The following is a 20,928-nucleotide window of genomic DNA, read 5'->3' on the forward strand; positions in this document are numbered from 1 at the left end:
GCGGGGCGGTCAGCGGCGGCCGGCGAGGTCGGCGGCGCCGAGGACACCGGCGCGGTTGCCGGCCCTGGCGGCGCGGACGTGCGGGTGCGGTCGGACCGGCCCGACGGGGACGCCGGCCGACAGGTGGCGGCGGACCGCCGCGAGCAGCGGGTCGCCGAGGTCGGCGGCCCCGCCGCCGAGCACCAGGGTGTGGTGGTCGACCACCCGGGAGATCTGGCCCGATGCGGCGGCGATGGCCGCTGCGGCACGGTCGACGACGGCGAGCACCCGCTCGTCGCCGCGACGGGCGAGCGCGGTCACGGCCGGCGCTCCGCCGCCGGCCCGCGCCAGGTCGGCGGCCGGCACCGCGGCGCGGACGCCGGCCGCGATGGCCGCGCCGCTGGCGTAGACGGCGAGGCAACCGGCGGCGCCGCAGACGCAGACCTGACCTCCGGGATCCACGGTCAGGTGCCCGAGCTCGCCCGCGATGCCGTGCGCGCCGGTCAGCAGCCGGCCGTCGACCACTACCCCGCCGCCGACGTCCGTGCCCAGGGTGAGCAGCACGAAAGCGCCCTCGGCAGGACTGCCGGCCAGCAGGTACTCGCCCCACACGGCCGCGTTGGCGTCGTTGTGCAGCGTCACCGGCAGGTCGAGGACGACGGAGAGATCGCGGGCCAGCGGCCGGTCGCGCCAGCCGAGGTTCAGCGCTTCGACGATCCCGGACCGGTCCGGGGTCAGGAACGCAGCCACGGACACGCCGACCGCGGCGTCCGGCCAGGCGAGCTCGTCGAGCAACCAGCGCACCTGCCGGGCGAGGCCGTCGACGGCCGCCTCGTAGTCGCGGGACTCCCACGGGTCGGAGCGGTGGTGCCGGAGCAGGTCGTCCGGGTCCGCGCCCGCGGTGACCTCTGCGGCCACCGCTGCGGATGCAATCTTGCTGCCACCGATGTCGATCCCGATCCGCCGGGCGGGTGGGTGCACGTCCCGGTCGTCGGCAGGTGCCGGGACGGGCGCGGGCGGCCGGTTAGCGGCGCCCGGCCGCGCGTCGGACCGCTGGGCCGTCCGCTCCATGCCGCCTCCGCCGCCGTGGTGGGAGCCGGCCCGCGCCGACCTGTGTCGAGTCGAAGCATGACGGAACGAGTCGAAGATGTCCAGACCTGGGTGCGAGCTCTCGCTCCGAGCCCGTGGCTGATGGCCGGCCGTGGTCTTCAGTCGGGGACCCGGCGGCGATACCCGGCGTTGCTACAGTCCTGCGGATGGGCAGGGCAGACGGCGATCCACCCGCGTTCGCCGCCGAGCGGCAGGAACGCATCCTGCAGCTGCTCACCGAACGCGGGCGGATCCGGACCGTCGAGCTAGCGGCGGAACTCGCCGTGGCGGAACCCACCGTCCGCAAGGACATCATCGACCTGGCCGGGCGCGGCCTGCTGCGCCGGACCTACGGCGGGGCGCTGGCCGCTGCCGCGCAGTCCGCCGAGCCCACGATCGCCGCCCGGAGCTCGCGCAACGTCGACGCGAAGAGCCGTATCGCCGCGCTCGCGCTGGGTCTCATCGGCGACGGTGAGTCGGTGTACCTGGACAACGGCACCACGGTGCTGGCCCTGGCGTCGCTGCTGGCCGATACACCGGTGACGGAGCGACCACGGCAGCTCAACGTGCTGACCAACGGCATCGAGGTGGCGCAGACCCTGGCCGACGCCGCGGGCATCGGCCTGGTGGTGCTGGGCGGCAGCTATCGCACGGCCGGCAAGTCCTTCACCGGGCCGCTGACGTTGCTGTCGCTGCAGCAGTTCTCGGTGTCCACTGCGTTCATCGGGGTGTCCGGCCTGCGCGGTGACGAGTTGTCCGTCGCGGACCTGTCCGAGGCGCAGGTCAAGCACGAGGTGATCCAGCGGGCCGGGCGGGTGGTGGTCTGCATGGACTCGTCGAAGTTCGGCGCCTCGGACTTCGCCCGGGTGGCGTCGCTGCAGGACGTGCACGTGCTCGTCACCGACCGGCTCCCGGACGACGAACGGCGGCTGGCCGACCGGCGCGGCCTGCGAGTGCTCACTCCCTGACGTCCGGCCGGCTGTTCGGCGACCCGTCGAGCCCCGCCGGGCGTCGATGGACTTGCTACTTTTTCCGACTCGACTCGACCAGTGACGTCTTGACATTGCCCGCCGTCGGGGGCCCGCGGCGAATTAGGAGCGCCTGATCACCGTCTCGCCGTACGAGGTGTTCCGCCAGGAGCTGACGATCAAGGGCTCGTTCGCCGAGATCGACTCGTTCGGGCCCGCACTCCGGGCCTGCGCAGTGGCCGTGCCCGGACGGCTGGAATCGTCACGCGCCGGTTCCGGTTCGAGCAGTACGGCGAGGCGCTGGACGCCGCCCGCCAGGACCCGTCCGTGCACAAGATGGTCCTGAGGCCCTGAAGAGGCGTCCGGCGCTGCTGTGCCGGGTCCAGGTCGGCAGGGACTCGGCGATCCGCCGCGTCGCGGCCGGACCCCCGTCGACCGGGCAGTCACGATGCTGCTCCGGGCCGCACCGGTGTGCGTGCCCAAGGCCCCCACCGCCGCTCGTCGCCCGCCTGGACCAGTTCGGCCGGACGGGCGTGGTCGCTTCCCATCTCGGATCTCCACCGGGTGCCGGTGACATCGCCTGCCACCGTGGACCATCGACAGGCGATGACTCGAGATCGCACGGTGGTCCCTGGCGCAGGATCCGCCGCGGACCGCCGCGGTCCGCCGACACGGCGGGACGGACCGCGGCGGTCGTCAGAGTCCGTGGAGCCGGTGGATCGCGGCCACCGGATCCGGCACGCCGAACACCAGCGAACCCGGGATGACGCCGTCGGCGCCGGCAGCGGCGAGCGCGTCGACCGTGGTCGGGCGGATGCCACCGTCCACGAACACCGGGATCCGGTGTCCACCGTCCGCCACCGTCGACCGCAGCTCGGCCACACGCTGGGGTGTGCACGGGTCCAGTCCGACGCCCTTGACGCCGATCGCCGTCCCCATCACGAGGTACCGGTCGACGTGCCCGGCGAGAAGCGCGGCGTCGGCGATGGACTCGTCGGTCTCCACGCCCAGCGAGGAACGGGCACCCAGGTCGCGGATGCGGTCCAATGTCGCGGCGACATCCGGGCACGGGCGGGACTGCACCGTCACCATGTCCGCGCCGACGTCGACGAAACGCCGGGCCCAGTGGTCGGGATCCGTGACGTTCAGGTGGACGTCCAGCGGCAGCGTCGTCCGCCGGCGCAGCGCCGCCACGAAGTCCGGCCCGAACAACAGGTCGTCGACGTTGTGGCCGTCGAAGACGTCGAGGTGGAACCCGTCGGCCACGTCGGCGACCAGATCGACGGCCCGGCCGATGTCGAGCAGGTCCGCAGACCACAGCGACACGTACGCCTGCACGGCTGCTCCGTTCCTGGTCGTCAAGATGCCACCCGCGGACGCCCGTCGAAGGATAACGCATTAAGTCGAGCGCAGTCGAGCGGTGCGGCCCTCCGACCACGGCGCTGCCCGGGCCGGGCGGACCGCAACATACCGGCGTGCTCGTCGGTCCTCGCCCGTAGGCTCTCGCCGATGCTGCGCACGCTCGCCGTCGAGGGCTACCGGTCGCTGCGGCACCTCGCCGTCCCGCTCGCCCCGCTGACGATCGTCACGGGCGAGAACGGCAGCGGCAAGTCGACGCTGTACCGGGCGCTGTCGTTGCTGGCGGCGGCCGCGCACGACGGCGCGGTGGCGGCGCTGGCCCGCGAGGGCGGGATCGGGTCGGCCCTCTGGGCCGGACCGGAGAACGGCTCCGGACGGCACGGCGGCCCTACTCAGGGCACCGTCCGCCGCCGCCCGGTGAGCCTGCGGGTCGGGTTCTCCGGCGACGACCTCGGATACGCGATCGACCTGGGGCTGCCGACGCCGCCGACCCGGTTCGTCCTCGACCCGGAGATCAAGCGCGAATCGGTGTGGGCCGGGCCGGTCCTCACGCCGGCCGGTGAGCTGGTGGACCGCGCGAACGGCGCGGTCCGGATCCGCGACGACGAGGGACGCTGGCAGCAGGTCGACCACCCGCTGCGGCCCTACGAGAGCGTGCTGGGCGAGCTGGGTGACCCCCGGGGCGCTCCGGAGCTGCTGGCGCTCCGCGACCGCCTGCGCCGGTGGCGGTTCTACGACCAGCTGCGCACCGACGCGCACGCTCCCGCGCGGACCGATCCGATCGCCACCCGCACCGTGTCCCTGGCCTCCGACGGCGGGGACCTGGCGGCCGCGATGGCCACCATCGAGGACGTCGGGGACGCCGACGCCCTGCAGGCGGCGGTCCGGTCGGCATTCCCCGGCAGCCGGGTGCAGGTGCAGGAGCGGGACGGGCGTTTCCGGCTGGTGCTCCACCAGCCGGGCTTGCTGCGGCCACTGTCCATGGCCGAGGTCTCCGACGGGACGCTGCGCTACCTGCTGTGGGTCGCCGCCCTGGGCACGGTGCGGCCGCCGCCGCTGCTGGTGCTCAACGAACCGGAGACGAGCCTGCACCCCGGCCTGCTCCCGGCGCTCGCTGAGCTCGTCGCCGGAGCGGCGCAGCGGTCGCAGGTCGTCGTCGTGTCGCACTCGGTGGCGTTCTGCTCGCTGCTCGAGCAGTCTTCGCCCGACTCGAGGTCCGTCGAGCTGGCCCGGGGAACGGACGGGACCGTCGTGGTGGACCAGGGGCGGCTGGACGAGCCGTCCTGGCGCTGGCCCGGCCGCTGAGCCGGCCCAACCGCCCGGCAGGGACCACAGCCGGCAGGGACCGCAGCCGGCAGGGACCGCAGCCGGCCGCACGTGCGCGCGGCCGGCCGGCTGCCGGCGGGACCGGCCGGGAGCCGGCCCTGCCCGGGGACCGGTCAGACCGCCAGGAACTCCAGCAGCACCCGGTTCCACTCGTCGGGGTGGCTGGTGTTCACCCCGTGCGGTCCGCCGGCCACCAGGTGCACCCGGCTGCCCGGGATCGCCTCGTGCGTGCGCCGGCCGGAGCCCTCGAAGGGGACGGTGGCGTCCTTGTCGCCGTGCAGCACCAGCGTGGGCACCGACACCTTCGGCAGGTCGTCGCGGAAGTCGGTGGTCCCAAAGGCCGCCATGCAGGCCAGCGCCGCCTTCTTGTCGGCCTGGTGGCACAGCGCCAGCGCCTCCTGGCGCTGCTCCTCGGTGACCGCCAGCACGCCGTCGGCCGAGAAGAACTGCCGGGTGAAGTCGTCGTAGAACGCGTCCTGGTCGGCCGTCAGCTGGGCGGTCATCTCCGCCGCCTGGCTCCTCTCCAAGGGGCCGTCCGGGTTGTCGCCCGTCTTCTCGAGGTAGGGCGGCACGGCGGAGGCGAAGACGACGCTGTGCAGCCGCTCGGCGCCGTACCGCGAGAAGTACCGCGCCACCTCCCCGCCACCCATCGAGAAGCCGACGAGCGTGACGTCCTGCAGGTCGAGCTCGGTGAGCAGGGTGCGCAGGTCGTCGGTCAGGGTGTCGTAGGTGTAGCCGGTCGACGGCTTGTCGCTGCGGCCGAAGCCGCGCCGGTCGTAGGTGACGACCCGGTAGCCCGCCGCCTGCAACGCCGGTACCTGCAGCGACCACGCCTGCCCGGACAGCGGCCAGCCGTGGATCAGGACGACCGGGCGGCCCGGGCCGCCCGTGTCGTCGACGTGCAGGTCGGTGTTCTTGAAGATGCCGTGGTGGGCGGTGATCTCGGTCATGTCCGCTCCGTTCGGTTGCTGTCGTGGGGATCTCGCCGGCCGGCCGCGGCCCGCGGGACACGACCCGCCCGGCGTCACCGGCGGTTCGACGCGGGACGCTACCCGGACGGGTCCGCACCGGTTCCCACCGGAGCGCCGCACCCACCGGGGACCGGACCGGTGCCCGCCCCGGGCTCCGGCTGAGGGCCGGACCCGTCCCGGATCCGGACGGGTGCGACCCCCCGCCCGCCGGGGGTCAGCGGCCGATCACCCCGGCGACGTCGGACGGCTCGTGCCGCCGCGCGGTGCCATGCTCCACCGGCACGGCCGCCGCCGCGGCACTGGACCGCAGGGCCGCGTCGAAGACGTCGTGCGCCGCGCGCGCCTCGGCGACCGTGGCGCACCCGAAGGCCGTCCCGAGTGCGCCGGCCCGCTCGGTCAGGTAGGCGGCCCACATCTGCAGCAGGGCGTCCGGGAAGCCGAACTCGAAGATCGGCCCGGTGACGGTGGGCTGCGCCGACTGGCTGCCGGCCATCCGTTCCTCCCACACCTGCACCCCGTCGCGCACGCTCATCACCCGCACGGACTGCGGGTAGCGCGTGGAGAACTCGACGCCGCCCTCCATGCCGGTCACCCGCATCCGCCAGGTGTTCATCTCGCCCGGCGCGATGCGCTTGGTGTGCAACGACAGCGGGAAGGCCGGTGCGCCCGCGGTGGTGTACAGGCTGGCGTTGTCGACGGTGTCGCACGGCACGGGGCGGCCGTCCGGCCCCGGCCGCTCCGGCACCAGGTCCTGCAGCTGGGCGAAGACGGTTGCCGGCTGCCAGCCGAGCCGCAGCGGGACGTGCGCCACGTGCATCCCCAGGTCGCCCATGACGCCGATCTGCCCGCAGAACTCGGTCCGGCGCTTCCAGTTGATCGGCTTGCGGGTGTCCAGGTCCGACGAGTGCAGGAAGGAGAACTCGGCGTCGACGATCCGGCCGGCGCGACCGTCCTGCAGGTATCGGACCGCCTGCTGGGCACCGGGGTAGAAGGGCATCTCGCTGGAGCAGCGGGCGAACACGCCGCCCTGCTCGACCGCGGTGGCGATCGCCGCCGCGGCGGCGGGATCGATACCGAAGGGCTTCTCGCCGAGGAAGTCCACGCCGGCGGCGGCCACGTCGGTGTACACCGCCTCGTGCAGGTGGTGCGGCACCGCGATGTAGAGCACGTCGACCCGGCCGTCGAGCAGGTCGCGGTGGTCGCCGGTGAAGGTCTCGACGCTGCCGACCCGGCGGAACCACTCGCGCGCGGTCTCGTTGACGTCGCACACGGCGGTCAGCACGGGCTCCACCGGGCTCTGCTGCAGGGCCGACCACCGGCCCACCACCCCGGCCAGTTCGCGGCCCATCAGGCCCGCGCCGATGACGCCGATCCGGACCCGCTGCGGCGCGCTCACGCGGCACCGACCAGGGCCAGCGCGTCGCTCACCGAGGCGTCGTCGTGCAGCACGGCCATCAGCGCGCGGGTGATGCCGGCCGGATCCCGGTGGGCGATGATGTTGCGCCCGTAGACGATCCCGCGGGCGCCCTGGGCGAGCACGTCGACCGTGCGCTGCAGCAACTGGTCGTCGGGAACCCGGCCGCCGCCGCGGACGAGAACCGGGATGTGGCCCGCCACCTCGACGACCTCGTGGTAGCGGCTGATGTCGTCGGTGGGGTCCGCCTTGATCAGGTCGGCGCCCAACTCCACCGCCTGGCGGACCAGCGCCGTGATCCGGTCCACGTCACCGTCGACCAGGTACGCCCCGCCGGCGTTGTTGGCCCGCATGACCAGGGGCTCGACCATCAACGGGATCCCCAGTGCGGTGCACTCGGGACGCAGCGCCAGGACGTTGCGCACGCACTGTTCGCGAAGCTCCGGCTGCCCCGGCATGTCGAAGACGTTGACCACCAGGCACGCGGCATCGAGCCGGGCCGCGGTCTCGGCCGCGTGCTGGATCGGCAGGCTGTAGAGCCGGTCCGGCAGGGCGGGACCGTAGACGTTGGCGACGTCGGACCGCAGCACCAGGCTGGGCTTGACGCGGCCGGGCCGGTCCTGCAGCAGCGGCGCCTGGCCCGCGGTCAGCTGGATCGCGTCCGGTGCCGCGTCGACGAGGACGTCGATGGCCGTGCGCATGTCGCGGATGCCCGACAGGAAGGCCGGCTCCCCGAAGAAGCCGTGGTCGACGGCCACGTCCAGCAGCCGCCCGGATCGGGGGTGGAACAGCCGCTGCAGCCGGTAGGTGCTCACTGGTGGTCTCTCTCTCGTGTGGGTGGTGCGGGTGGAGGTGGGGACGTCGCGGGTGCCGGCGGCGCTGCGGCCGGTCCGGTGACCCGGGCCGGTGCTGGCGCGGCGAGGTGGGAGCGGCGCAGGACGGGATCGACGGGGACCACGTGCACGACGGGATCCCGGTCGCTGCCGGCGATCCGCTCGACGAGCAGCTCGGCGGCGGTGCGGCCCATGGCGGCGAGGTCGGGGCGGACGACGGTCAGCGGTGGGTCGAACAGCTGCGCTCCCTCGATGTCGTCGAACCCGACGACGGGTCGCCGCAGGCCGCGCTCGGCCAGTGCGGAGAGCACCCCGAGGGCCGCCCGGTTGTTCGCCGCGAAGAACCCGTCCACGGCGGCCCCGGCGTCGAGCAGCGCACCGATCCCGGCTGCCACGGTGGACGACTCGCGCAGACCCGCCACGGTGAGCGCCGGGTCGGCGTGGATGCCGGCGTCGTGCAGGGCGTCCAGATGGCCCCGGTGGCGCGCGGCCAGGGTCGGCAGCGCCAGTGTGTCGCCGACGAAGGCGACGCGCGGGCCGGCCGGCAGCAGCAGCCGGGTGGCCAGCGCACCGCCGGCCCGGTCGTCGGCGACGACGAGGTCGGCCCGGAGCGCGCCGGGCGCGGTCGGTGCCTCGGTTCCGGTGGGCGTGCCGGTCCCGGTCGGGGTACCGGTTCCGGCTGCCGCTTCGGTGACGACCGGGCGGTCGAGCAGGACCAGCGCCCGGATCTCCCGCGCCAGGGCGGCCCAGCGAGGACCCGGGTCCAGTGGAGGCACCACGATGAGGCCGTCCACCCGGCGCTCGATGAGCCGCTCGACAAGGTCGGCGAACCGGCCGCCGTCCTCCTCGGACGACGCGGCCAGGAGCAGGTAGCCGTGCCGTCGCAGCACCGATTCCACCGCACCGGTGACCGCGGCGTAGAACGGGTTGGCGATGTCCTCGGTGATCAGGGCGACCAGCCCGGACCGCTGGCCGGGGCGGATGCTCGCGGCCGCGCTGTTGCGCCGGAAGTTCAGCGTCTCGATCGCGGCGGCGATGCGGGCCGCGATCTCGGGGGCGATGTTGGTCTGCCCGTTGACGTACCGGCTCACGGTGCGGAGCGCGACGCCGGCCGCGGCCGCGACGTCGACCATGGTCGCCCGCTTGCCGGACTCCATCGCACCTCCGGTGGGATAACGTTATCCGCAGTGTGGCGGTCGACCGTGCCGGTTGTCAACCACAGGCGGCGGGTCCGACACGGCCCGCGGGCGTCGGGTCCGGCCCGTCTCACCCGCGGTCGCGCGGCTTCGCCGTGTACATGGCCTCGTCCGCCAGGCGCAGCAGTTCGGAGGCGGTGGAGCCGGGCCGGTCGGCCACCGCGGCGCCGATCGAGACCCGGACCGGCAGCTCCAGGCCGGCGACGGCGAACGGCGCCGCCATCTCCCGTTGGATCCGGCGGATCAGCCGGTCGGGGTTCAGCCGCGACCCGTGCTCGAACAGCACCACGAACTCGTCGCCGGCCAGCCGGGCGGCCAGGTCGCCCCGTCGGGTGGTGGCGAGCAGCCGCGCGGCGAACTCGACCAGTACCTCGTCGCCCACCTGGTGGCCGTAGGTGTCGTTGATCGCCTTGAACCGGTCGAGGTCGCAGAACAGCACCACGACGGTTCCCGACGACAGGTCGCGGCGGAAGAGCGCCTGCTCGAGCTGCTCGAAGAAGTACGCCCGGTTGGGCAGCCCGGTCAGCGGGTCGTACTGGGCCGCCTCGGCCAGCCGCCGGTGGTCGGCGCGCCGGGCCGTGATGTCCTGCAGGTGGCAGACCACGTGCTCGGGTTCGCCGTCGGAGCGGAGCACCAGGGCGCAGGTCAGCTCCACCGGCACGGTGCGGCCGTCGGACCGGACGACGTCGAACTCGCCCTGGTGCCGGTGCTGCCGCTCGGCGAGCATCTGCTCCCGTGCCTGCCGTGCCTGGGCCACCTGCGCGGGAGCGAGGACGTCGTCGAGCGCGAGGCCGGCGAGGGTGGCCGCGGGCATGCCGAGCAGGTCGCACAGCGCCTGGTTCACGTGCAGGAAGTGACCGTCGACGGCGGTGACCGCGACGGCGACCGGCGCGTCGTCGAAGACACTCCGCAGCAGGCCGACGTCGTAGCCCGGAGCGCGGACGGTGCGGGCGGCGTCGCGCCGGCCGGGCAGCACGTGCACGTGCCGGTCACCGCCGGACAGCAGCACGCCGGCCACGTAGTCGGACACCGGCGCCGTCGCCGCGAGCACCTGGTCGGCGAAGCCGGGAGGCGGATCGGTGATGCCGTGGTCCTGGGCCGCGTGCGCGACGACCAGCTCGAGGATCTCGGCGTCGTCGGCGCCGAGGAACACCTCGGGGCAGCCGGTCAGCACGTCGCCGCAGGCGAAGCAGGTCATCATGGCGAACCCGCCGCCGCGGTGCCGTCGGACGGGGTGGATCGCAGCGCCAGGTGCACGGAGCCTCCCGTCCGGCGGCGGTGCACGCGTCCCGGACCCGTCCGGGCCGGGAGGGTCCCGGCCGTCGTGCCGACGGTTCGCGGTCGGCGGCCGCACCACCCGCGGCCCGTCGCCCCGAGTCCGACATCGTCGTCGTTGCCGTCCGCCCGCACCACCGTACGGCTGCCCGGCGTCCGGTGGCGGGTGAACCGGGGGCGGTGCCGGTCGGCGCGTCCCGGTCCGCACAATGTGCCGGTGAGTCCCACCTCGTCCCGGCGCCGCTCGCGCGCCCGGGTGCCGACCGTCTGGGTGGTGGCCGGGCCGCCGGGCAGCGGCAAGAGCACGCTGGGCAGGGCGCTGGCCAAGGCGGCCGGTGCGGTGCTGCTGGACCAGGACGTCGCGACCAACCCCTTGATGCAGAGCATCGCCGACCTGGTGGGAGCCGGCGACGACCTCGACCACCCGGCGTTGCGCGGCCCGGTCCGGGCGGCGCGCTACCAGTGCCTGCTGGACATCGCCGTCGACAACCGGCGCATCGGCCGGTCGGTGGTGATGGTGGCGCCGTTCACCTCGGAGATCCGTGACCCGGCCGCCTTCGACGCGCTGGCGGCGCAGCTCTCGCCGGCCCGGGTGCTGCTGGTGTGGGTGACCGTGCCGCCGGAGGTGGCCCTGGCGCGACGGTTGCGCCGGAACCTGCCCCGCGACCGGGCGGCCGACCTGTCCGCCGTGCCGGCGGCCACCGAGCAGGTGCCGCCTCCCGCGGTCCCGCACCTGGCCGCCGACGGCGCGGCGGAATCCGGGGCGGAGGCCGCCCGGCTGGTCGCGCAGGCGGGGCCGGCGACCAGGACCGGAACGCCGGCCGGCTGACCCCGGGGTGCACCGGCGCGACCGTGCGCGGCCAGGTGGCCGCGGCCGCCCCGTCTAGGGTGACGGCGTGGGCGAGCAGTGGAGTTTCCTGGGGCCGGAGGGGACGTTCTCCGAGCAGGCCGCCCAGGAGCTCGCCGTGCGGCACGGCGGCGGGGTCGAGCTGCTTCCCGCGGCCGGCGTCGCCCGGGCCCTCCAGGCGCTGCGGGACGGCAGCTGCTCGGCGGCCGTGGTGCCCCTGGAGAACTCCGTCGAGGGCGGGGTGCCGCTGACCAACGACGAGCTCACGCACGGCGAGCCGCTGCTGATCGCCGCCGAGGCCTTCGTGCCGGTGACCTTCCAACTCCTGGTGCGGCCCGGCACCGCGCTGTCGCAGGTGCGGCGGGTGGGGTCGCACCCGCACGGGCACGCGCAGGTGCGGGCCTGGCTGACCGACCACCTGCCGGACGCGGACAGCGTGGTCACCGACTCGACGGCGCAGGCGGCGGCGGACGTGGCCGCCGGCCTGCTGGACGCGGCGGCGGCGGCTCCGGTCGCGGGAGTGCGGTACGGCCTGACCGTGCTGGCGGACGACATCGGGCTGACCCGCAACGCGGTGACCCGGTTCGTGCTGCTCCGGCGACCGGGCCCGCCTCCGCCGCCGACGGGCAACGACAAGTCGTCGCTCGTCCTGTCGGTCGACAACCGGCCCGGCACCCTGCTGGAGGTCCTCGCGGAGATCGCCGGGCGGGGTGTGAACATGGTGCGGCTGGAGTCCCGGCCGGCCCGGAGCACGCTCGGCGAGTACGTGTTCCTGGTCGACCTGGACGGTCACCTGTCCGATCCCGCGGTCGCCGACATGGTGGCGGCGTTGATCCGCCGATCGGCGCTGCTGCGGTGGCTCGGCTGCTATCCCCGGGCGTCGGGAACCGCCGTGCCGCCCCCGGACCACGCGAGCGACGCGGCCTACGCCGATGCCCGCGACCGTGTCGAGCACCTGCTGGAACGAGGTCGTTGATGCACCTGACGCTCATCCGTCACGGCGAGACGCCGTCGAACGTGCGAGGACTGCTCGACACGGCGCCGCCCGGTCCCGCCCTCACCGAGCTCGGCCGCCAGCAGGCGGCTGCGGTCCCGGCAGCCCTGGCCGGGCGTCCGGTGGATGCGCTGTACGCGTCGACAGCGGTGCGCGCCCAGCAGACGGCGACCCCGCTGGCGACGGAGCGCGGGCTGCCGATCCTGGTGCGCGCCGACCTGCGCGAGATCCCAGCGGGGGACTGGGAGATGGCGGGCGACATGGACACGGTCACCCGCTACCTGGGGTTGATCGTCGAGTGGATGTCCGGGCGGCTTGACGGGCGCTCGCCCGGCCCGGACGGGGAGAGCGGCCACCAGGTGCTCGAGCGGTTCGACGGGGTGGTCGACGAGGTCGCCGCCTCCGGGGTCGGCCATGCGGTCCTGGTCGCCCACGGTGCGGTGCTGCGGTTCTGGGCGGCCGCCCGGTCGGTCAACCTGCCCGTCGGCTTCGGCGCCGAGCACCGCCTGCGCAACACCGGGCGCATCGAGGTCGACGGTGACCCGCGGGCCGGATGGGTGTGCCGGTCCTGGACCGGCGAGGCGCTGGTCGGCGGGACGACGGCGGGCGACGTGTTCGCCCGGACCGGTCCGGGGACAACGGACGGGCCGGGTGGGCGGGGTGGCGCGGGTGTGCCCGGTGGGCTGGGCGGCCACGGTGCGCCGGGCGGCCACGGTTCGGAGGGCGGCCACGGTTCGGAGGGCGGCCACGGTTGGGCGGGGTAGGCGGGGACCGGGCCGCGGCCACCCGCGAATCCGCTCCGGCGGGGATCCAGTGAGCGGGTGGTCGGTCAGCCGGCCAGCTCGCGTGCCCAGGGCGGGTCGGCGCCGGGCCGCGAGCAGGTGATCGCCGAGACGCGGGACGCGTACTGCAGCGCCTCCTCCAGCTGGGCGGCGGTGAGCGCCTTGAGCCGTCCGCCGAGCGCGCCGATGCCCGCCAGGTGGTGCAGCAGCCCGCCGTGGAACGAGTCGCCGGCGCCCACGGTGTCCACCAGCGAGGTGGGCGCGATCGGGACGCGGACGGCGTCGCCGCGCAGGGAGGCGTACGCGCCGTCCGCGCCGAGGCTGACCACGACCAGCGGCACCCCCTCCGCGTGCAGGTGCGCCGCCGCCTGCTCCGGGGTCCAACCCGGCCACAGCAGCTCGAGGTCGTCACCGGACACTCGGAGGATGTCGGCCAGGGCCGCCCACCGGTCGATCGCGGCGCGGTAGCGCTCGACCGGCACCAGCAGCGGCCGCAGGTTCGGGTCGATCGACACGGTCATCCGGCCGCGGGCCCTGGCCAGCAGCCGTTCGATGACCGGCCCCGACGGCTCCAGTGCGAGGGCCAGGGACCCGGAGTGCAGGGCCACCGGCGCGCCGCCGGCACCGAACGGACCGTCGACGACCGGGGCGAGCGTGTCGTCGGTCCAGGCCCAGTCCGCGGTGCCGTCCGTGTAGAACTCGTAGCTCGCCGCGCCGGAGGCGTCCAGCCGGGCGATGGCGAGCGTGGCCGGCTCGGTGGCGAGCTCGCTGGCGGTGAGATCCACCCCTGACGCCTCGAGCTTGGCGCGGCACAGGGCGCCCAGTGCCCCGCCGGACAGCCGGCCGCCGAAGCGCGCCGTCGTCCCCAGTCGGGCGAGCGTCACCGCGGTGTTCGCCGGTCCGCCGCCGGGGTGGACGGTCAGCTGGGCGGCGCCGTCGACGATGCCGTCGGGCGGCAGCACGGCGTCGGCGACGACCTCGCCCACGACGGCGATGGTGGCCATGGCACTCCTGGTCGGTCGGTGGTGGTCCGGTGGAACCACTCGGGCAGTCGTCCTGGTGGGCGGTCCGCCGCGGGGCGGACCCGTCGAAGCCCCGACAGCGTACGGGCGGGTTCCGGACGCCGCCGCCCGTGCCCGGCGGCGCCCGTGCCGTCCGGCCGGCGGCGCGTTCCGGGGCGCCGCGGAGCGGGCCTCTTCCCGTCGACGGGACGGGTCACAGCCCGGAGCACCAGTCCCGGACGATCTCGCCGATGCGACCGTCGGGCGCCGACGGCTGATGACCGCCGGGCAGCCACACCTGGGTGACCGGCCCGGCCACCGCGGAGAGCTGGGCGGCGAACTCGTCGGGGGAGCCGAACGGGTCGGACCGGCCCGAGACGAACAGGACGGGTACGCGGATCTCCGGCCAGTGCGCGACCCGGAGCCGGTCGGGCTTCCCGGGCGGGTGCAGCGGGTAGCTGAGCAGCACCAGCCCCGCCGCCGGCAAACCCTCGGCGACGGCCATGGAGCACATCCGGCCGCCGAAGGATCGTCCGCCCAGCACCAACCGGTCGGCGGGGACATCCGCGCGCGCCGCGAGACCGGCCGCGGCCGTCCGCAGGTGGGCGACCGCCACCTCCGGACGGTCGGGGGACCGGCGGCCGGCCAGCCGGTACGGGAAGTCGACGCGCTCGCAGGGCAGCGGCGCCACCGCCCGCTCGACGGCGACCAAGGTGTGATGGTCGCGTCCGGCGCCCGCTCCCGGTGTCAGCAGCAGAGCACCGGCGACCATCCCGCCCCCCGTTCGTCTCGTGTGCGGCGTCCATCCTGGACCCGGCCCGGCCGGCGGCGCCGTCCGGCCACCCCCGTGCGCGCCGGGGTCGGCGGCCCGGACCGGACGGACCGGGACCCGCCGGTCCGGCGGGTCCACGGTCCTGATCGACCGCGGCGGTCACGGCCGCGGGGGGCCGGCGTCGATGCGCCGGCGGTGCCGGGCGACGGCGTCGTCGCCCATGGCCCAGTCGGACTCCACCCACCAGGTGGCACCTGCCTCGATCCACCGCGCGACCGTGTCGACGCCGGCCGCCCCCGGCTCGCTGGTGCCCTCGGCGACCACGTCGTAGCCCTCCCACGGCAGCCCCGCCGCCTCGCGGAGCGGCCGGACCGCGTCGGCGACCTCCCGCAGGTCGTCGGGGCCGAACGGTGTCTCCGCCGCGAACCCCACCTTGGTCGCCAGCAGCCCGTCCCACCGCGCGGCCCTCCGCAGCGACACCGTCGACGGATACGCCCCGACCACACCGGCACCCGTGGTCGTTGCACCGGTGGCGGAGGCGGGACGAAGTCGGTGGGGTCGACCTGGTAGTGCCGGCCGGAGAACCGGAACGGCTGCCCGCGCATCAGCCCGTCGTAGACCGCCAGACCCTCGTCGAGGAGTTCGACGCGGACCTTGCGTCCCTGGTCCCGTTCGAAGGCCAGCCATCCCGGGTGGAGCGCGCCGAGCCCCACGGCCAGTTGCAGGCGCCCACCGGACAGGTCGTCCAGGGTGGCCGCGCGGCCGGCCAGGTCCCACGGCCGGATGCGGGGCAGCGGCGTCAGCAGCGTGCCGAGGCGTATCCGCTCGGTCCGCATCGCGGCGGCGGTGAGGGTGACCCAGGCGTCCGTCCCCCACACCGCCTCCCACGTGAAGACGGCGTCCCACCCTGCGGCCTCGGCCGCGACGGCGAGCTCGGCGAACTCGCGGGCGGTGGCCTTGCTGACGACGACGCCGTACCGGCAGCTGCTCATGTCGGTCACCGTGGCACGAGGGTCCGACAGTCGCCGTCCGGCATCTGCGGTCCTGACCGACCTGTGCACAAGGTCGTACGCCTGTTCGACGAAGGGCCTACCATCAGTGCATGACCACAGCGTCGTCGCACGGGACCGCCGTCCGTCCCACCCGGCCCGGGCGCCGGGTCGCGCCGCCGGAAGGAGCGGCGATCCAGCCCTCGCTGCTCGATCTGGGCGAGGAGGTCGGGTTGCGTCCGCTGCGGGCCGGGCTGCGCCGCACCGTCCTCACCGATGGGGCCTGGATCGACCACCGTCCGGGCTGGCTGGAGGGCTCCGCGCAGGTGCTCGACACCCTGCTGACGGACGTGCCGTGGCGGGCCGAGCTGCGCCAGATGTACGAGCGGGTGGTCGACGTGCCGCGCCTGGTCTGCTTGTACGCGGACGGTGCGCCGCTGCCCGTGCCGGTGCTGGAGGCGGCGCGCGAGGAGCTGTCCGCGCACTACGCGGCCGAACTCGGGGAGCCGTTCCGGACGGCGGGGCTGTGCCTCTACCGGGACGGTCGGGACAGCGTCGCCTGGCACGGCGACACCATCGGCCGCGGGGCGAAGCAGGACACCATGGTGGCGATCCTGTCCGTGGGCGACACCCGCCCGTTGCACCTGCGACCGCGGGGAGGCGGACCGTCCATCCGGGTCCCGCTCGGGCACGGCGACCTGGTGGTGATGGGTGGGTCGTGCCAGCGGACCTGGGAGCACGCCATTCCCAAGACGGCGCGTCCGGTCGGCCCCCGGGTCAGCATCCAGTTCCGGCCGCACGGCGTCGCCTGACGCGTCCTGCACACGACCGTCCGGACCCCGGGGTCAGCCCCAGCCGAGCTCGTCGAGCCGGTCGTCGTCGATCCCGAAGTGGTGGGCCACCTCGTGGATCACCGTGGTGGCCACCTGCTCGCGCGCCTGCTCGACGGTGTCCGCCTGGGCGAGGATGGGGTCCTGGTAGATCGTGATGGTGTCCGGCAGGTTCCAGCTGTAGTTCGACGTCCGCGCGGTGAGGGCGACCCCGTGGTAGAGCCCGTAGAGGTGCTGGCTGGGGTGACGGTTCTCGACCAGCACCACCACGTTGTCCATCGCCCGCGCGAACTGCCGCGGGATCAGGTCCAGTGCCTCGGCGACGAGACCCTCGAAGTCCTCCCGGCTCATCGTCAGCGCCACCCCACCACTATGCCGAGGGCAGCGGCCGCACCGCCCGGATCACCCACGGCCGGCGGCGGCCGGCGACTCACCCGGGAGGCTCGGCCGGCGACTCACCCGACCGGCGTGTGGTCCGCCTCCGGATCCCGGCCGTCGAAGTGATCGCCCCGCTCCGGACGCGGCGGCGCCACCGCCACCTGTCCGTAGCGCCCGGTGGTGACCCGGCCGATGTTGCGCAGCGACTCCGAGCCGGGCCGGAAGTACTCCGAGTGGTTGGTGCCGCGGAACCGGTCCTTGCTCGAGGTCTCTGCATGGAACCGGGTGGCACCGAAGCGGCTGCCCGCGGGATCGACGCCGAGTCCGGGACGCCGGGACATCGTCCGCAGGCCCTCGACGACGGGCCCGGCCAGCAGCACCATCCCGGCGACGGCGGCCGCGCCGCCGTACCGGTCGACCGTCTCCAGCACCGCTCCCTCCGACTGCTCCGGGTCCTGCAGCTGCTGCACCACCGTGGTCACCGGGTCCCCGGACGCAGCGCCGACGTAGACCCGGCCGTCCGGCAGGTGTAGGTCCGCGCTCGTCCGTGCACTGCCGGCGCCTGGCGACCCGACCAGCACCAGGGCGTCCGCCCGGGCTCCGTAGCGCTGGAAGGCGGTGGCGGCGGTGGTCGAGCCGTAGGAGTGGGCGACCACGGTGGTCCTGGCCGCGGCGCCGGTCCGGGCCGCCGCCAGGGCCGCGAGATCCGCGGCGAGCAGCCGGGCGCCGGCGTCGGCGCGGACCTGATCGGTGACCTCCATGTCCACATCCGGCGCGCGGTACCCGACCCAGGCCACCACCGCGGTGTCGTCGCCCCCTCCCGCGCGGCCGGGATCCTCGGTGGCCGCCTCGTCCGCCAGCTGCACCGCGTTGAGCACCTGGTTGTCCAGGTACTCCGGGACGTCCGAGGTCATCCCGGGCACCAGCACGGCGACGTTCCGGGCACTGGCGACGTCGCCGACGGAGATCGCGGCCCGGCCGCGACCGTCGAAGGCGGACGGATCGAAGACCAGCAGCTGCACCGTCGGCGCCGGGCGCGCAGCCGTCGCCCGGGCGGCCACCTGCAACTGGTGCTCGACGGCCAGCGCACCGGCGACCGATTCGGCGTCCGCGGCGCCGTATCCGGCGGCGGCCAGGACATCGAGGACGCCGTCGTGGTGCAGCGACGGGTCGGTGTCCGGGCCGGGCAGCGCGGCACCCACCGCGGCGACCCTGCTCCGGGCGTCGCCGACCAGGGTCGCCAGGGCGGCACGGTTCGCCCGGTCCCGGTTGGCCGCCGGCAGCGGTGCCTGCCCGACGAGGTCGGGTCGCCGGGCGGCGATCGCCGTGCGGACGAGAGGGTCGAGGCCCAGCCAGGACGCCGCGGCGGCAGTCGGATCCGACGGGAGGGGCAGGGGATGCGTGGCGGCGAAGCGGTCCGCCCACCGGGCATGGGCGGCGGACCCGACGAAGGCCCCCTCGACCGGTGCCCCGTGGGGTCCGTAGGACCGACCGGTCTCCCAGCCGGACACGACCTCCAGGCACTCCCGGACGATCCGTGCGGTGCCGGCGGCGGACTCCACGACCTGGTGACGCAGCCGCGTGCCGTCGGCCGTCGCCGCGGCGATGTCGCGCAGGGCGGCGACGACGTCCTGCTCGGCCCGCCGGCCGGCGTCGAGGGTGGCCGGCAGGCTGAACGGTCCCTCGACGGCCGCCAGCCAGGGCAACCGGTCGACGGCCCGACCGGCCTCCGCGAGGCGCTGCTGCGCCGCCTGCAGTGCGGCCCGGACCGATCCGGCGGCGGCGTCCGCCCGAGCGACCACGTCGGCGTGCTGGGACACCGCCGCGGCCGCGCGGACGAGCGCATCGGCCGTGTCGGAGAGCGCCCGCGTCGGGAGGACGATCGCCCGCCGCAGGGCGTCGGCGCCGACCGAGTCCCGCCACACGGCCGGCAGGGCAGCCGCGACCGAGTGCAGGGCCGCACCGGCAGACCGCTCGACGCCCGCGTCGACCCGCCAGTCCGCAGCGAGGGCGCGCAACACGTCCGCCGATCCCGGGGCCAGGTCAGTCGACATGACGTCCGGCAGCGCCGCGAGCGCTGCAGCCGGTCGCGGGCTGCCGGGCCGCCGCGCGGACGTCGGCACGGTGACCGGCACGGTGACCGGCACGGTGACCGGCACAGTGATTGGCACAGTGACCGGCACAGTGACGGGCACAGAGCACGGTCCCGGGAACGGGTTGCGGGTCCGCTGGCCGGCCCGCGCCGGCGCCGCGTCGTCCAGTCCGCAGGACGGCCCGTCGGCGCGGCCGTGGCGCGGGGCTCACAGCGCGCCGGCGACCCCTTCCTCGGCCGCCTCCCACCGGGCCGCTGCCGACGCGGAGCCGGACCAGAGCGCGTCGACCTGGCGTGCCTGGCCGACTCGGGCGGCGTCGGTCGCCTCCTGCAGCTCCCGGCACGCGTCGTCCAGCTCCGCGATCTCCGAGACGGCGCCGGGCAGCGTGGCACCGTCCGGCACCAGGCGCTCCCGGATCGCCGCGAGCTCGTCCGCGAGCCGCCGCAGACCGGTGGTGTCGATGCGTGTCATGCCGCGGACGCTAGCCACGGACGGCCGGCCGGCGGCGAGGTTGTCCACAGTCCGGCAGGGCCGGGCGGGCCCCCGCCGCCCGTTAGGCTCGGCACGTGATCGACCTCCGTGCCCTGCGTGACGATCCCGAGGCGGTGAAGGCCTCGCAGCGGGCCCGAGGCGCGGACCCCGGCCTGGTCGACACGTTGCTGGCCGCGGACGCCGCACGCCGTGCCGCGGTGGTCCGGGCGGACGAGCTCCGGACCGAGCAGAAGACCCTCGGGCGGTCCATCGGCAAGGCCGACCCCCAGGAGCGTCCCGCGCTGCTGGAGCGCGGCCGCGCGCTCGCCGCAGACGTCAAGGTCGCCGAGGCGGCGGAGGCGGAGGCCGGCGCCGCGCTCACGTCGGCGCACCGGGCCATCCCGAACGTCATCGAGGGTGCGCCGCCCGGCGGCGAGCAGGACTTCGTCGTCCTGGAGCACGTCGGGGAGCCGACGGACTTCGACTTCGAACCCAAGGACCACCTGGCCCTGGGTGAGGGCTTGCGGGCGATCGACACCGAGCGCGGTGCCAAGGTGTCCGGCGCCCGGTTCTACTTCCTGCGCGGAGTCGGGGCCCAGCTCCAGCTGGCCATGCTGAACCTGGCACTGACGACGGCGATCGGCCACGGCTTCGTCCCGATGATCCCGCCCGTGCTGGTGAAGCCGGAGGCCATGGAGGGCACCGGCTTCCTCGGCGAGCACTCGGACGAGGTCTACCGGCTGCCCGCCGACGACCTGTACCTCGTCGGCACGTCGGAGGTCCCGCTCGCGGCCTACCACAGCGACGAGATCCTCGACCTGTCGAGCGGTCCCGTGCGCTACGCCGGCTGGTCGTCATGCTTCCGGCGGGAGGCCGGCTCGTACGGCAAGGACACCCGCGGCATCCTGCGGGTGCACCAGTTCGACAAGGTCGAGATGTTCAGCTACTGCGACCCGGCGGACGCCGCCGCCGAACACCGCAGGCTGCTCGGCTACGAGCAGGAGATGCTCGCGGCGGTCGAAGTCCCGTACCGGGTCATCGACGTCGCAGCCGGCGATCTCGGCAGCTCGGCCGCCCGGAAGTACGACTGCGAGGCCTGGGTTCCGACGCAGCAGGCCTACCGGGAGCTGACCTCCACCTCGAACTGCACCACGTTCCAGGCCCGGCGGCTCGGCGTCCGGTTCCGCGACGCCGACGGCCGCCCCCAGGTCGCCGCCACGCTGAACGGCACGCTCGCCACCACGCGGTGGATCGTGGCGATCCTCGAGAACCACCAGCAGGCCGACGGCTCCGTGCGGGTCCCGGCGGCGCTGCGCCCGTACCTGGGCGGCCGCGAGGTGCTCGAACCGGCCTGACCGGCC

The 20,928-nt window shown here is 75.0% G+C and carries 19 protein-coding genes and 1 pseudogene; 7 read left to right on the top strand and 13 right to left on the bottom strand.

Features of this window, described 5'->3' with window-relative positions; all coding sequences use genetic code 11:
- Positions 1–9: 9 nt before the first annotated feature.
- Entirely contained in the window at positions 10–960 is a 951-nt protein-coding gene (locus IEY37_RS16490; RefSeq protein WP_188943487.1) for an ROK family protein, read from the bottom strand.
- Between the two features lie 275 nt (positions 961–1,235).
- Here IEY37_RS16490 and IEY37_RS16495 point away from each other — a divergent pair, with 275 nt between their 5' ends.
- Positions 1,236–2,036, top strand: a complete 801-nt coding sequence (locus tag IEY37_RS16495; RefSeq protein WP_188943489.1) for a DeoR/GlpR family DNA-binding transcription regulator — start codon at positions 1,236–1,238, stop codon at positions 2,034–2,036.
- Between the two features lie 696 nt (positions 2,037–2,732).
- Here the strand turns inward: IEY37_RS16495 and IEY37_RS16500 are convergent.
- The gene (locus IEY37_RS16500; protein WP_188943491.1) at positions 2,733–3,374 is read right to left on the bottom strand and encodes a ribulose-phosphate 3-epimerase; all 642 of its coding nucleotides are present in this window, start codon (positions 3,372–3,374) and stop codon (positions 2,733–2,735) included.
- 171 nt (positions 3,375–3,545) lie between these two features.
- On the opposite strand from IEY37_RS16500, the gene IEY37_RS16505 reads away from it, so the two are divergent.
- Positions 3,546–4,700 (top strand): AAA family ATPase, encoded by a 1,155-nt coding sequence (locus tag IEY37_RS16505; RefSeq protein ID WP_188943493.1) that lies wholly within the window; start codon positions 3,546–3,548, stop codon positions 4,698–4,700.
- Positions 4,701–4,834: 134 nt separating this feature from the next.
- Here IEY37_RS16505 and IEY37_RS16510 read toward each other — a convergent pair whose 3' ends face one another.
- The 5 genes from IEY37_RS16510 to IEY37_RS16530 form a co-directional block, all read right to left on the bottom strand.
- A complete protein-coding gene (locus IEY37_RS16510) occupies positions 4,835–5,671 on the bottom strand; it encodes an alpha/beta fold hydrolase (protein ID WP_188943495.1) in 837 nt (278 codons plus the stop codon).
- Positions 5,672–5,906: 235 nt separating this feature from the next.
- On the bottom strand, positions 5,907–7,088 hold the full coding sequence (locus IEY37_RS16515; RefSeq protein WP_188943497.1) for a Gfo/Idh/MocA family protein: 1,182 nt from the start codon (positions 7,086–7,088) through the stop codon (positions 5,907–5,909).
- Complete coding sequence (locus IEY37_RS16520; protein ID WP_188943499.1) at positions 7,085–7,921, bottom strand: class I fructose-bisphosphate aldolase; 837 nt, start codon at positions 7,919–7,921, stop codon at positions 7,085–7,087. Before IEY37_RS16520 ends, IEY37_RS16515 begins: the two co-directional genes overlap by 4 nt.
- Complete coding sequence (locus IEY37_RS16525) at positions 7,918–9,096, bottom strand: LacI family DNA-binding transcriptional regulator (RefSeq protein WP_188943501.1); 1,179 nt, start codon at positions 9,094–9,096, stop codon at positions 7,918–7,920. The genes IEY37_RS16520 and IEY37_RS16525 overlap by 4 nt, the downstream gene beginning before the upstream one ends.
- 109 nt (positions 9,097–9,205) lie before the next feature.
- A complete protein-coding gene (locus IEY37_RS16530; RefSeq protein WP_188943508.1) occupies positions 9,206–10,333 on the bottom strand; it encodes a diguanylate cyclase domain-containing protein in 1,128 nt (375 codons plus the stop codon).
- Positions 10,334–10,627: 294 nt separating this feature from the next.
- On the opposite strand from IEY37_RS16530, the gene IEY37_RS16535 reads away from it, so the two are divergent.
- From IEY37_RS16535 to IEY37_RS16545, 3 genes are all read left to right on the top strand, one after another.
- Entirely contained in the window at positions 10,628–11,239 is a 612-nt protein-coding gene (locus IEY37_RS16535; RefSeq protein WP_188943510.1) for a P-loop nucleotide/nucleoside kinase family protein, read from the top strand.
- 67 nt (positions 11,240–11,306) lie between these two features.
- Complete coding sequence (pheA, locus tag IEY37_RS16540; RefSeq protein WP_188943512.1) at positions 11,307–12,233, top strand: prephenate dehydratase; 927 nt, start codon at positions 11,307–11,309, stop codon at positions 12,231–12,233.
- The gene (locus IEY37_RS16545) at positions 12,233–13,015 is read left to right on the top strand and encodes a histidine phosphatase family protein (RefSeq protein ID WP_188943514.1); all 783 of its coding nucleotides are present in this window, start codon (positions 12,233–12,235) and stop codon (positions 13,013–13,015) included. The genes pheA and IEY37_RS16545 overlap by 1 nt, the downstream gene beginning before the upstream one ends.
- Before the next feature lie 65 nt (positions 13,016–13,080).
- On the opposite strand, the gene IEY37_RS16550 is transcribed toward IEY37_RS16545, so the two are convergent.
- The 3 genes and pseudogenes from IEY37_RS16550 to IEY37_RS22855 form a co-directional block, all read right to left on the bottom strand.
- Complete coding sequence (locus IEY37_RS16550) at positions 13,081–14,037, bottom strand: carbohydrate kinase family protein (protein ID WP_188943516.1); 957 nt, start codon at positions 14,035–14,037, stop codon at positions 13,081–13,083.
- A gap of 211 nt (positions 14,038–14,248) precedes the next feature.
- Positions 14,249–14,806 carry an alpha/beta hydrolase family protein gene (locus IEY37_RS16555; protein ID WP_188943518.1) on the bottom strand — a complete coding sequence of 186 codons (558 nt, stop codon included), beginning with the start codon at positions 14,804–14,806 and terminating at the stop codon, positions 14,249–14,251.
- 159 nt (positions 14,807–14,965) lie between these two features.
- Positions 14,966–15,798: pseudogene (locus IEY37_RS22855) on the bottom strand (LLM class flavin-dependent oxidoreductase).
- Between the two features lie 110 nt (positions 15,799–15,908).
- Between IEY37_RS22855 and IEY37_RS16565 the strand changes: the two are divergent.
- Entirely contained in the window at positions 15,909–16,607 is a 699-nt protein-coding gene (locus IEY37_RS16565) for an alpha-ketoglutarate-dependent dioxygenase AlkB (protein ID WP_188943520.1), read from the top strand.
- A 33-nt stretch (positions 16,608–16,640) separates the two neighbouring features.
- Here the strand turns inward: IEY37_RS16565 and IEY37_RS16570 are convergent, their stop codons facing one another.
- The 3 genes from IEY37_RS16570 to IEY37_RS16580 all read right to left on the bottom strand — a co-directional run bounded on the left by IEY37_RS16570 (position 16,641) and on the right by IEY37_RS16580 (position 19,567).
- Entirely contained in the window at positions 16,641–16,988 is a 348-nt protein-coding gene (locus IEY37_RS16570) for a metallopeptidase family protein (RefSeq protein WP_229674527.1), read from the bottom strand.
- 92 nt (positions 16,989–17,080) lie between these two features.
- Positions 17,081–19,174, bottom strand: coding sequence for an alpha/beta hydrolase (locus IEY37_RS16575; protein ID WP_188943522.1), 2,094 nt, complete (start codon positions 19,172–19,174; stop codon positions 17,081–17,083).
- 129 nt (positions 19,175–19,303) lie between these two features.
- Positions 19,304–19,567 (bottom strand): hypothetical protein, encoded by a 264-nt coding sequence (locus IEY37_RS16580; RefSeq protein WP_188943524.1) that lies wholly within the window; start codon positions 19,565–19,567, stop codon positions 19,304–19,306.
- A gap of 95 nt (positions 19,568–19,662) precedes the next feature.
- Here IEY37_RS16580 and serS point away from each other — a divergent pair, with 95 nt between their 5' ends.
- Positions 19,663–20,922 carry a serine--tRNA ligase gene (gene serS / locus IEY37_RS16585; RefSeq protein WP_188943527.1) on the top strand — a complete coding sequence of 420 codons (1,260 nt, stop codon included), beginning with the start codon at positions 19,663–19,665 and terminating at the stop codon, positions 20,920–20,922.
- Positions 20,923–20,928: the final 6 nt, after the last annotated feature.

Origin of the sequence: Nakamurella endophytica, from assembly GCF_014646215.1 — a bacterium.
GTDB classification, from domain to species: Bacteria; Actinomycetota; Actinomycetes; order Mycobacteriales; family Nakamurellaceae; genus Nakamurella; species Nakamurella endophytica.